The following is a 12,735-nucleotide window of genomic DNA, read 5'->3' on the forward strand; positions in this document are numbered from 1 at the left end:
TGCCGCCCGGCTGCCGGACAATCGCCGTTAGCACCGCATCGGGAAGGGGGCAGCAAAGCAAATCGCAGGATCTCTGTTTACCGCATCTGCGACGGTGCCAGAGAAAAATGCGGATGAAGGCCCGCCAGCAGCAGCAGGAATTCATATTCCGCCTGGCCGAGCTGGCCCGGGTTGCTCGCCGCTTCTTTGGTCTGCCAGACGCGCAGGCTGAGGCCAAACCGCTCGGCGGCGCGCTCCTGTGACAGCCCGGCAGCGAGGCGAAGTTCACGGACGTTGCTTTTCACTGGCACAAAGTGCGGGAGTGGAGAGTTTGGCATAGGCGATTCCTGTGTCTGTTTTTTTTAGTTGCTGCATAAGTTTTCCCTGGTGTTGCTACTCACTGCAAAAGATGAAGCCATCACTAATTTAACTAGCACGCTATTCAATAGCGCATTATGTTTCTGTGTATGATTGTGGCATTAACTGGGAAAAAGAGAAGGGGAAGTTGATTAAATATTTCTTTCGTCAGACGGTAATATTTTATTCAATGTGGGGGAGGAAACAGAGAGTGCCGCAGCGCACAAGCCCTGGCGGGGGGCATCTCCTTTTAATTACTTTTCCCATTTACACCGATAGGCCCGGCCTCTGGTCGCAAAGGCGTTTTTTTATTAACTCTGCTGTTGTTTGAACGCCGGTTGACACCGCACTGTAGAGAGAACGCAATGCTCTGCTCAACTATGTAGTGGCCGTCCGGCGCCCCCCCGTTTATCTATCCCTTCGCTTCCGCCTCACTCTGTTCGCGGTGCGGGGCCCGCTGAGGCCGGTCGGTGAAGGTGTGCAAATCGCGATACAGGCTGGCCATGTAAAGTACGATCACGGCAGAGAAGGGCAGACCACAAATAACAACGGCGGTCTGCATGGCACTGAAGCTACCCGCATACAGCAGGCCCGCGCAGACCAGCGTGGTGACTGACGCCCAGAATATACGTAGCCAGGCCGGCGCATCATCATCATTGGTGCCCCCCTTGCTCGAGAGATTGGCAATCATAAGCGTACCGGAGTCTACCGGGGTCAGAAACAGCACGAAGCTGATGATAATCGTGAAACCGGCCGTGATTTCAGTGAAAGGCAGGTATTCAAACAGTTTGAATACGGCCATCGGCGGATCGCTCAGCGCAACCTCACCCAGAATATGATCGGCATGATCAAGTACGAGGCTGATAGCGGTATTACCAAAGATAGAGAGCCAGGCGAGGGTGAAGCCCAGCGGGATTAGCATCACACCAAAGATCAGCTCGCGCACCGTTCTACCCTTCGATATGCGGGCAATAAATAAGCCAACGAACGGGGCCCAGGCCACCCACCACGCCCAGTAGAAGAGCGTCCATGCTCCTTGCCACGCGCGCGCTTTGCCATACAGATACACGTCAAAACTTTTACCAATAATCGAGGTTAAATAATCACCGGTGTTCTGTAGCATCCCGTTGATCAGATTGAGCGTCGGGCCGGTCACAAACACGAACAGTAACAGCAGGCAAAGGAAGCCAACGTTGATGTTGGAAAGCATGGCGATACCTTTCTCGACGCCCGTCACGGCGGCAAGCGTCGCGACCACCATCATCAGAACAATCAGTATCAGCAGCACATGAGGGGTTTGGGGAACCCCCAACAAATAGTGCAGGCCAGAGTTGACCAGTAGCGCACCAATCCCCAGATTGGTCACCATAGAGATCACGGTGACCAGAATGCCAAAGCTGTCGACGACATGCCCGTACCAGCCGTGGATCCGCTCCCCTAACAGGGGATAAAGCGGCGAACGTAGCGCCAGGGGCAGTCCACGGCAATAGGCGAAATAGGCCAGAACCGTGGCGATAAGCGCATACAGCGCCCAGCCGTGCAGGCCCCAGTGCAGGAAGGTGATCGCCATGGCCTGACGGGCGGCCTCTGGCGTTCCTCCCGGGCCTTCAGGCGGCTGCAGGAAGTGATCCAGCGGCTCATAAGCACCGTAATAAACCAGCGCGATGCCGATACCCGCCGAAAACAGCATGGCAATCCATGAGGGATAGCTAAACTGCGGCGCCTCTCCTTCCTGGCCCAGCCGGATCTTTCCAAAGCGGGACAGCGCCAGCCAGAATACAAAACACATACAGGCGACCATCAGCAGCATGTAGTACCAGCCAAACACCTCGGTCATCCAGGTTTGCGCCCTGTTCAGCCACAGATGGCTGCCTGCTGGAAACACCACTACCAGCAGGCCCAACAGCAAAATAACGGCGGCGGAACTAAAAAAAACGGGGGCATTCAGCCTGACCGGTTCATTATCCGCCGATGTTGATGCGATCTTAGTCATTTCAGCAACTCCTTGATGCAAAATTGAAAGTCCATCTCATGAAACCTTTTGTTAACAACTAATAATCATAATTTTGACATTTCCGCAGCATAATGTAGATTGGTTGAACGTTCAATCAATGAATTTTGTCGTGCTGTTCAGGCTGGCTGAACAGAGAGATGGAGAAGAGATGACCCGTAAAGCCATTCCCGGCCAACGCCGGGAGCAATTGATCACAGCAGCGTTTGAAACCATCGGTGATGTGGGGCTGGCGGGCGTCACGCTGTCCCAGGTGGCCAGCCAGGCCGGTATGTCTACCGGGATTGTCAGTCACTATTTTGGTGACAAAGAGGGGTTGTTAAACGCGACGATGCGCCGCATTTTGCGCGATCTGCACGATGCGGTGGCGGCGCAGCGGGCGGCGGCGGCACCTTCTCCTCAGGCCCAGCTGTTTGCCATTATTGAAGGCAACTTTCACGCCAGTCAGACCAGCGGGACATCGATGCGGGCCTGGCTTGATTTCTGGGCAGCCAGCCTGCATCGGCCCGAACTGCGTCGATTACAACGGGTCAACGATCACCGCCTTTTTTCCAATATTTGCTGCCAGTTTCGCCGTGAATTATCACGTGATGAAGCGCGTAAAGCCGCTCGCGGTCTGGCGGCAATGATAGACGGGTTGTGGCTACGCGGTAGCCTGACTGGTCTTGATTTTAATGCCCGAAAGGCCAGTGAAATTGCTTTCGATTACGTGGAAAGTAAGTTGTAAAACTGGACCTGAATTCTGAAGCCAACACACAAAAGGAACCGTAATGATGGCTAAGTTTCCCCTGCAACAACTCTATATTGATGGACAACTGACGCCTGCTGGTGGCGCAGAAACCTTTGAGACGATCAATCCGGCAAACGGTGAGGTACTGGCTGTGGTTCAGCGCGCCACCTGTGAGGATGTTGAGCGAGCCGTGGCCAGTGCAGAACGTGGTCAGAAAATCTGGGCGGCCATGACCGGCACTGAGCGCTCGCGTATTCTCCTGCGCGCCGTTGAGATCCTGCGTGAACGCAACGATGAACTGGCTTATCTGGAGACGCTGGATACCGGTAAACCTTTTTCCGAAACCTCCGTCGTTGATATCGTGACCGGCGCGGATGTTCTGGAGTATTACGCCGGTCTGGCGCCGGCGATAGAAGGCGAACAGTATCCTCTGCGTGAGACCAGCTTCTTCTATACCCGTCGGGAACCGCTGGGCGTCACCGCGGGGATTGGTGCCTGGAACTATCCGATTCAAATTGCGCTGTGGAAATCCGCACCTGCGCTCGCTGCCGGCAACGCGATGATTTTTAAACCCAGTGAAGTGACCCCGCTGACGGCGCTTAAACTGGCTGAAATCTATACGCAGGCGGGCCTGCCAGATGGCGTATTTAACGTGCTTCAGGGCGCAGGCCGCGAGGTCGGAGAGTGGCTTACCCGGCATCCGCGCATTGAGAAAATTTCCTTTACTGGCGGTATCGAAACGGGCAAGAAAGTCATGGCCAGCGCGGCCGCTTCCTCACTTAAAGACGTCACCATGGAGTTAGGCGGTAAATCGCCCCTGCTGATCCTGGCCGATGCCGACATTGAGCTGGCGGCGGATGTTGCCATGATGGCGAATTTCTACAGTTCAGGTCAGGTCTGTACCAACGGCACCCGGGTTTTTGTGCATCGCTCACAGAAAAGCGCCCTGGAGAAAGCGCTGCAGACGCGTGTACGACGTATCCGCAGCGGCGACCCGATGGATCCCGATACCAATTTCGGCCCGCTGACCAGCTTTGCTCACATGGAAAAGGTGCTGCGCTATATTGAAACCGGTAAAGCTGAGGGGGCGCGGTTACTGTGCGGCGGCGAGCGTGAACGGTCGGGGCAGTGTGCACAAGGCGCCTACGTTCAGCCGACGATTTTCACCGATTGTGAAGACCACCATACGATCGTCAAAGAAGAGATCTTTGGGCCGGTCATGAGCATTCTGACGTGGGACGATGAGCAGGAAGCCATTGAGCGGGCGAACAACACCCACTTCGGTCTGGCTGCAGGCGTGATCAGCCGCGACCTGGCAAAAGCTCACCGCACCATCCATCAGTTAGAAGCGGGTATCTGCTGGATCAACTGCTGGGGGGAATCGCCAGCGCAAATGCCGGTGGGGGGTTATAAGCAGTCCGGTGTCGGACGCGAAAACGGCATCGCCACGCTCGCCCAGTACACGCGTATCAAGTCCATTCAGATCGAGCTGGAACGCTATCAATCTGTTTTTTAACAAGGATGTGGAGGTAACGATGACGACTATCAGGGAATATGATTACATCATTATAGGGGCGGGTTCAGCGGGAAATGTGCTGGCCACGCGCCTGACAGAAGACGCCGACGTCAGTGTGCTGTTACTGGAAGCCGGGGGGCCGGATTACCGCCAGGATTTTCGCACGCAGATGCCTGCTGCTCTGGCTTATCCTCTGCAGGGACGCCGCTATAACTGGGCCTATGTGACCGATCCAGAGCCCTTTATGGGCAACCGGCGTATGGAGTGTGGCCGGGGTAAAGGCCTGGGGGGATCTTCGCTCATCAACGGCATGTGCTACATCCGTGGCAATCCCCTGGACTACGATGGCTGGGCCAGACTGGAAGGGCTGGAGAACTGGAGCTATCTCGACTGCCTGCCTTATTTCAAAATGGCGGAGCGCCGTGACATCGGGGGCAATGACTACCACGGTGACTGCGGGCCGGTGAGCGTCACCACGCCCAGACAGGATAACAACGTGCTGTTTCATGCGATGGTCGAGGCCGGGGTTCAGGCCGGGTATCCGCGCACTGACGACTTAAATGGGTATCAGCAGGAGGGGTTTGGTCCGATGGACCGCACCGTCACGCCCCGGGGCCGCCGCGCAAGTACCGCCCGTGGCTATCTGGACCAGGCGCGCAGGCGTCCCAATCTGACGATTGAGATCCACGCCGTTACCGACCGGATCCTGTTTACGGGTAAGCGGGCGACCGGCGTGAGCTGGCTGCAAAAAGAGACGCAGCATACGGCCCATGCCCGGCGTGAAGTCTTACTCTGCGCGGGGGCGATTGCTTCCCCACAAATCCTGCAGCGCTCAGGGGTGGGGCCTGCCGGCTTGCTAAAACGTCTGGATATTCCACTGGTTCACGATCTGCCCGGCGTTGGGGCGAATTTGCAGGACCATCTTGAAATGTATCTGCAGTACGAGTGTAAGCAGCCGGTATCGCTGTCCCCTGCACTGAAGTTACATAATCAGCCATTGATTGGCGCTGAATGGTTGGTAATGGGCACCGGTATTGGTGCCAGTAATCACTTTGAGGCAGGCGGGTTTATTCGTAGCCACGAGGAGTTTGAATGGCCAAATATTCAGTATCATTTCCTGCCAGTGGCGATTAACTACAACGGTTCTAATCCAATTAAAACCCACAGTTTCCAGGCGCACGTCGGCTCGATGCGTTCACCCAGTCGTGGACGCGTGCAGATCGTCTCGAAAAATCCGCACGACCATCCCAGCATCCTGTTTAACTATATGTCTCAGGAGCAGGACTGGCGTGAGTTTCGGGCGGCCATTCGCATCACCCGGGAGATCATGCAGCAGCGCGCGCTCGATCCCTACCGTGGTAAGGAAATTTCGCCGGGGGCAGATTACCAAAGTGATGACGACCTGGATCGCTTTGTACGCGAACATGCGGAAACGGCCTATCATCCGTCGTGCTCAAATGCGATGGGTTATCATGACATGGCCGTGGTCGGTAACGAGGGTAAAGTCCACGGTATGGAGAACCTGCGCATTGTTGATGCGTCCATTATGCCGCGGATCACCACCGGCAATCTTAACGCCCCGACGATTATGATTGCCGAGAAAATCGCTGATATGATCCGTGGACGTCCACCGTTAGCGCGAAGTGACGTGCCGTACTATGTCGCTAACGGTGCCCCGGTACGCCATCGTCGGGATAAATAATCGGCGCGTTTACCCCACAGGCTTCCGGTCTGCCGGACCGGAAGCCTGTGAACATTACGGGTTCCAGAGGTGGATACCATCACGCCCGGTACGTTTAACGTTATACAGCGCCTGATCGGCATGGCGCAGCCACTGATGGATGGAATCGGCGCTGTCCGCCGGGGCAATACCGATGCTGACCGAGCACTGAAAGTGCGGGGAGGCAGGTAAACGTATCAGTGAGATTTTCTCTTTTAATGCGACGGCCAGCATCACAATGGTGTTGCTGTCTGCATCGCGCACAATCACCCCCAGTTCATCCCCGCCGAAACGGGCAGGAATATCCCGGATGCCCACTTCCGTGCGCAGCAGCATGGAGATTTCAGCCAGCAGATAATCCCCGGCCTCATGACCAAAGCGATCATTGACCTGTTTGAAATTATCCACATCCAGCAACATCAGCCAGGCATGACCATCACCGCGCTGTGTGCGCAGATATTCGCTTTCCAGACGGCGGTCAAACAGGCGACGGTTGGGGATTTTCAGACTGGGATCCATCAGCGAAATGCGTTCCAGTTCGCGATTCTTTCGGCGCAGGGTCAGGGTCAGTTGATAGGAGACGGCGCTCAGCACCAGCATATAGCAGGTGGCAAGCGGCAGCGTCAGCCAGACCGTGCGCGTGCTGAACGTGGTCACCAGCGGCATGCCGGCCACGCTCCACGCGGGAATAAACGCCAGCAGGAAAGCGGCTATCGCCGGTTTGAGCTGCGGCCAGCCACCGGCTGCATAGCGGTCTGAGGCCAGCACCGCCATAATGACAAAGGAGGGCACCGGGCTGATGCCCATCAGGGCGACCCAGATACCGCCGAAGGCGGCATCAATGGTCAGATTACGCCGTTCTGTTGCGGTCGGATCCCAGGATGAGTGAGACAGCATCCAGGCAATGATCGGCCAGACAAAGGCATTAAGCCCCAGCAGAATAGCCAGCCACAGTCCCCGGTTCAGTTCGGACAGTACAGAAAGAAACGGGAAAAAACATAAAAAAGTGCCCAGTTGCCGCATGGCGAACATGCGACGAATAAAGCGCATTGAGCGCTGTTTTAACTGTGTGTCGTCCGGGGAGTAATAGTGCATGAATACGCGACATTGAGCCGATCAATGCTGCAGTGTATCGGAAAAAAAGTAGCCTGTTCGTTATTTTATCGGGTAGAAAGAACAATGCCGGCCAGTCTGCACAACCGGCATGGTTCCGGGTAAAAATTATCTCATTAAAACGAGTAGTTAGCCGATACGGTGACGTTTCGCGGTGCGCCGTAAACAACATAGGTACCCAGGTAATCGTAATACTCTTTATCGAACAGGTTGTTAATATTGGCCTGAACAGAAACCTGCTTCGTAACCTGGTAGCGGCTGAACAGATTGACCAGGGTCACCGGCGACTGGTCAATATAATCCGCCGGGGTACTGGCAACGTTGGCCCAGGTTTTATTCTGCCAGTTTACGCCGCCGCCCACCGTCAGATCCTGCAGCATCGGCAGACGGTAGCGGGTGAACAGCTTCACGGTCGTCCGCGGGATTTCCGGCATCACGGCCGTGCCGTTACGCTGTTCGGCAATGTAGCGTGATGCACCGAAGGTCATCTGCCAGTTATCGGTCAGCGCGCCGTTCACTTCAAATTCAACGCCCCGGCTTACCGCATCAACCGAATCGTACGCATATTCTGTGGTGTTCGGAATATAGACGTAGCTGTTTACCCCCAGGCCGTTTTGCTCGGTACGGAATAACGACAGCGATGCAGTCAGGCGACTGTTCATCCAGTCGCCTTTCATACCCGTTTCGTAGCTTTTTCCCGTCACCGCCCCGATATATTTGGCATCCGCACTGCGGAACGTCTGCGGCTGGAAAATTGAGGTGTAGCTGGCGTAAGCCGAGTACGTCTCGTTGATGTCATAGGTCAGACCGGCGTACGGTGCAATTTTACTGCTGGTTTTGGTACCGCTGGTTCCATTGCCCCGCCATTCTGTGTAACGCGCACCGACCAACAGTGAAAGCGGATCGGCCAGCGAGAAACGGGCGGCAGTGTAGGCAGATTTCTGACGGATGGTGTCGTCTTTCTCTACCTTCCAGTCGCTCCAGCTCCCCTGGCCAGTATTTCCGTCCCAGTTGTTAAAGCCATTGATATCCGCTGAGGAAATATCAGAGAACGAGTTAAAGAACAGGCTTTTCTGTTTACTGTAGCTTCCGCCCAGCATCAGCTGGTGGGTGCGACCCAGCAGTTCAAACGGACCGTTAGCATACAGGTCAACGGCATCCACTTTACGAGAACCTTTATTCCAGCCGTCAAAAGGGGATATACCCGCGCCTGTGATCTTATCCGGGTAAAGGTATGAACTCGTCAGCCGGGTATCGAACGTGGTTTTCGCATGCGAGCCGTTAACCTGCGCCTGCCAGCCGTTATCAAACCGCTGTGCCAGGGTGGCGAACACTTTATTCGATTCTTTATCGCTGTATGTCCAGTCAGCGGCGGTGTTGTTTTCACGATCGTAATGAGCACGGCTGCCGTCGCTGTAGAAGGTCGGTAAACCGCCCCAGGTCGGGTCGTTAGTATGGCTTTGCTGATAGTCCCAGCCGAATGACAGCGTGGTGGAGTCTGTCAGGTCGGCATCCAGCACCAGGGAAAGGAATTTTTTACGCGCGCTGTAGCGGTCGATCCACTTATCGTTGTCCTGATAACCTCCGATCGCCCGGCCACGAACGCTGCCCGAATCATTGAGCGGCGTGGTGATATCCCCGGTATAGCGCTGTTTGTTCCAGCTGCCGGTTTCCGCTGAAAAATTGCCGGTCAGCACTTTGCTGTCCGCGTGCTTTCGCACCATATTGACGGAGGCTGACGGGTTGCCTGAACCGGTACTCAGGCTGTTCGCACCGCGAACGACTTCGATGCGCTCAAAAATAGCGGTATCGCCGGCGGTATCGCCTAAATCCCACTGATTGTCGACCACGGTAGGGATGCCGTCGAACAGATAGTTATTAATCAGGAAGCCACGCGAGTAGTAGTTGGAGCGGTCAGAGTCGATATTAGAGGCGGAAATACCCGTGGTGTTACTCAACACCTCACCGATGCTTTGCAGATTTTGATCCTGAATACGCTGCTTGCTTACAATGCTGGCAGACTGTGGAATATCCCTCAGCGTCAGCGGCATTTTGGTACCTGCGCTGGTGACCGGAACGCTGTAATCCGTGGCGGCCTGGGCTGCTGCCGTATCCGTATTCGCCTCCACGGTCAGCGTATCGGTTTTGGCGCTGTCGGCGGCAACGGCGGGCTGTAATGCCGCGAGGACCAGCAGGGCAGCAAGGGTCGGAGTAAAAATCCCGGCGGTAGTGCAGGAGGCTGAGTAAGATGTCTGGCTGACTTCAGGGCGAGAAATTGGCACGATCATTCCTGGAATACGTTGCTGAGATTGAGTCAATACCTGCACCGGGCACGAAAATATCTACCGGTTATCCTTAGGCGGTATGAGTACTCTGACTTATCCATGAAGTAGCGGTGAGGTCCACTGATACGGCAATCAGGCAGGTTATTGCCTGTAATGGTAAAGCAAATGAGAACTATAATTATTAAGGGTTAAGGTGTAAATAAATATTATCGTACGGGGGAACGCTGGCGGAATAAGAGAGGCGGGCAGAAGGGGAAAGAGCGTATCTGCCCGCGGAAAAGACGCTGACCGCAAGAGCCGATCGCAACAGCCGATCGGCCCCGGGGCAAGGGTTTAGAAGTCGGCTTTCAGCACCACGCGGAAGTTGGCTTTCCCCGCACGGACGTGCTCCAGTGCGTCGTTGATTTTTGACATCGGGAAGAACTCGACGTGCGGTGCAATATCACGGCGTGCCGCCAGCTTCAGCAGCGAACGCAGCTGGCCCGGAGAGCCGGTGGAGGAACCGGTGATCGCTTTATCGCCCATAATCAGATCGAACGCGCTGACCTGGAACGGCTTCATCACGGCCCCGACGGTGTGGAATTTGCCCTGCGGTGCCAGTGCATCGAAGTACGGCTTCCAGTCGAGATCCACGGCGACGGTGCTGAGGATCAGGTCAAAGCGTCCGGCCTGCGCTTTCAGCGCTTCCGGGTCACGGCTGTTGATGACTTCATCGGCACCCATGTCCAGGATGGACTGCTTTTTATTGGCAGTGGAGCTGAAAGCCACCACTTCTGCTCCCATCGCCCGCAGGATCTTGATTGCGATATGGCCCAGACCGCCGATGCCGACCACACCCACGCGGCTGGTCGCGGTGATATTGCTCATCAGCAGCGGTTTAAACACGGTGATGCCGCCGCACAGCAGGGGACCGGCTGCGGCTGCATCCAGGCTTTCCGGTAGCGGGATCACCCACTGCCAGTCAGCGCGCAGCTTTTCAGCAAATCCGCCATTATTCAGGATGGTCGGGGTGGTGCCTTTTTCGCAGTTCACCTGCTCGCCGTTGATACAGGCATCGCAGTGCTGACAGCTTTTTGCCGTCCAGCCAATACCCACGCGCTGTCCAATGGACAGGCCTTTATTTTTTGCCGCCTCACCCAGGGCGGAAACGCGACCGATCACTTCATGGCCGGCAATGGTCGGATACTGAGAGATACCCCATTCGTTATCGATCATCGACAGGTCAGAGTGACAGACGCCACAGTATTCAACCTCGACTTCCACTTCCTCTGTGCTCAGTTCGCCTGCGTCGTATTCATACAGTTCAAGAGCCTGTCCTGCTTGCATGGCCGCGTAGCTTTTAATTTTCATTTCATACCTCAGATTCGGTTTACGGTCAGGGGGGAGAGTTTAGCTGTTCAGGGAAATAAAGTGGGTTTTCGCCGCACGTAAGGTTTATCTGAAGGACTGACTGCGGAGAAAATGGGCAAAAAGAAGGGCGGCCCTGTTCTGGCCGCCCGGATGTTTACTCGTTGATACGTGGATGCTGATCGATCAGGCGGGAGCGTTTCGCTTCCAGCTCGCTGATCTGCTCGCTGATATCTTCGATTTTTTGCTCGATGTTATCGTGATGCTCCTGCAGGATCTCTTTGGCTTCCGCCATGTCCGACGCTGCTGGCGTGGCACCGCGCAGCGGCATGTTGGCGGTTTCTTTCATGGTCAGACCGGTGATCAGACCAATCACGGCGACGACCATCAGATAGTAAGCCGGCATATAGAGATTGCTGGTCGTTTCGACCAGCCATGCTGCGATGGTCGGGGTCAGACCGGCGACCAACACCGAGATGTTAAAGGCACTGGCCAGCGCGCTGTAACGGATGTGGGTCGGGAACATGGCTGGCAGAGAGGAGGCCATCACACCGGTAAAGCTGTTCAGGATCACCGCCAGCAGCAGCAGGCCGGCAAAAATCAGCCCCATCACGCCGCTGTTGATCAGCATAAATGCCGGAATGGACAGCACCAGCAGCGCGATGCTGCCGATGATCACAAACGGACGGCGACCAAACTTATCGCTCATCAGGCCCATAACCGGCTGCACAAACAGCATACCCAGCATAATGGCGATGATAATCATCACGCCATGATCTTCTGAGTAGTGCAGGTTATGCGACAGGTAGCTCGGCATGTAGGTGAGCAACATGTAGTAGGTAACGTTAGTGGCAATCACCAGACCGACGCAGGAGAGCAGGCTTTTCCAGTGTTTGGTGGCAATCTCTTTAAACGAGACTTTCGGGCCTTCGGCCAGGCCTTCACGGTCACCCTGCTCCAGTTTGTCGACGTGCTGCTGGAAGGCCGGGGTTTCTTCCAGCGCATGGCGCAGATAGAGCCCGATGATACCCAGCGGCAGCGCCACGAAGAACGGAATACGCCAGCCCCACTCAAGGAAGCGGGCTTCGCCGATAACCGCAGAGATCAGCACGACCAGGCCGGCACCGAGCACGAACCCGGCAATGGAGCCGAAGTCCAGCCAACTGCCCATAAAGCCACGCTTACGGTCCGGGGAATACTCGGCAACAAAGATGGATGCGCCAGTGTATTCGCCGCCGACCGAGAAGCCCTGCGCCATTTTACACAGCAGCAGCAGGATCGGTGCCCAGATGCCAATCGAGGCATAGGAGGGGATTAAGCCGATACAGAAGGTACTGATCGACATAATGATGATGGTAATCGACAGGATTTTCTGGCGACCATATTTGTCACCCAGGGCACCAAAGAACAGGCCACCTAACGGGCGAATTAAGAAAGGAACGGAGAAAGTTGCCAGTGCGGCAATCATTTGTGTACCTGGATCAGCGCCGGGGAAGAAAACCTGCCCCAGTGCGTAGGCGACAAACCCATATACGCCGAAATCGAACCATTCCATCGCATTGCCCAGTGAGGCAGCGGTAATGGCTTTACGTAATCTGGTGTCATCAATAATGGTGACGTCTTTTATCCCAATAGGCTTAACACGCTTCCTACGTAGCTTCATAAAGAACACCCTGT

9 protein-coding genes are annotated in these 12,735 nt (G+C 55.5%); 3 read left to right on the forward strand and 6 right to left on the reverse strand.

The features are described 5' to 3' along the window. Positions 1-77: 77 nt before the first annotated feature. Positions 78-317: a helix-turn-helix domain-containing protein gene (locus EPE01S_RS18765; RefSeq protein ID WP_062748204.1), complete on the reverse strand. Its 240-nt coding sequence runs from the start codon at positions 315-317 to the stop codon at positions 78-80. Positions 318-748: 431 nt separating this feature from the next. After that, a complete protein-coding gene (locus EPE01S_RS18770; RefSeq protein WP_062748206.1) occupies positions 749-2,329 on the reverse strand; it encodes a BCCT family transporter in 1,581 nt (526 codons plus the stop codon). 169 nt (positions 2,330-2,498) lie between these two features. Here EPE01S_RS18770 and betI point away from each other — a divergent pair, with 169 nt between their 5' ends. Genes betI through betA form a run of 3 tightly spaced genes read left to right on the forward strand, consistent with a single transcriptional unit; the run spans position 2,499 to position 6,295 of the window. Continuing rightward, positions 2,499-3,074, forward strand: coding sequence for a transcriptional regulator BetI (gene betI, locus EPE01S_RS18775; protein ID WP_062748208.1), 576 nt, complete (start codon positions 2,499-2,501; stop codon positions 3,072-3,074). A gap of 46 nt (positions 3,075-3,120) precedes the next feature. Next, positions 3,121-4,593, forward strand: a complete 1,473-nt coding sequence (gene betB / locus EPE01S_RS18780; RefSeq protein WP_062748277.1) for a betaine-aldehyde dehydrogenase — start codon at positions 3,121-3,123, stop codon at positions 4,591-4,593. 19 nt (positions 4,594-4,612) lie between these two features. Further along, positions 4,613-6,295, forward strand: a complete 1,683-nt coding sequence (gene betA, locus EPE01S_RS18785) for a choline dehydrogenase (protein WP_062748211.1) — start codon at positions 4,613-4,615, stop codon at positions 6,293-6,295. Positions 6,296-6,349: 54 nt separating this feature from the next. On the opposite strand, the gene EPE01S_RS18790 is transcribed toward betA, so the two are convergent. The 4 genes from EPE01S_RS18790 to proP all read right to left on the reverse strand — a co-directional run bounded on the left by EPE01S_RS18790 (position 6,350) and on the right by proP (position 12,721). Continuing rightward, positions 6,350-7,408 (reverse strand): diguanylate cyclase, encoded by a 1,059-nt coding sequence (locus EPE01S_RS18790; RefSeq protein ID WP_062748213.1) that lies wholly within the window; start codon positions 7,406-7,408, stop codon positions 6,350-6,352. Between the two features lie 134 nt (positions 7,409-7,542). Beyond that, on the reverse strand, positions 7,543-9,714 hold the full coding sequence (gene fhuE / locus EPE01S_RS18795; RefSeq protein WP_084344220.1) for a ferric-rhodotorulic acid/ferric-coprogen receptor FhuE: 2,172 nt from the start codon (positions 9,712-9,714) through the stop codon (positions 7,543-7,545). A gap of 330 nt (positions 9,715-10,044) precedes the next feature. Beyond that, positions 10,045-11,061, reverse strand: coding sequence for an NADPH-dependent aldehyde reductase Ahr (gene ahr / locus EPE01S_RS18800; RefSeq protein WP_062748214.1), 1,017 nt, complete (start codon positions 11,059-11,061; stop codon positions 10,045-10,047). A gap of 154 nt (positions 11,062-11,215) precedes the next feature. Then, positions 11,216-12,721, reverse strand: coding sequence for a glycine betaine/L-proline transporter ProP (proP, locus tag EPE01S_RS18805; RefSeq protein ID WP_062748216.1), 1,506 nt, complete (start codon positions 12,719-12,721; stop codon positions 11,216-11,218). Between the last annotated feature and the right edge of the window lie 14 nt (positions 12,722-12,735).

The organism is Erwinia persicina NBRC 102418, from assembly GCF_001571305.1.
Lineage (GTDB): Bacteria > Pseudomonadota > Gammaproteobacteria > Enterobacterales > Enterobacteriaceae > Erwinia > Erwinia persicina.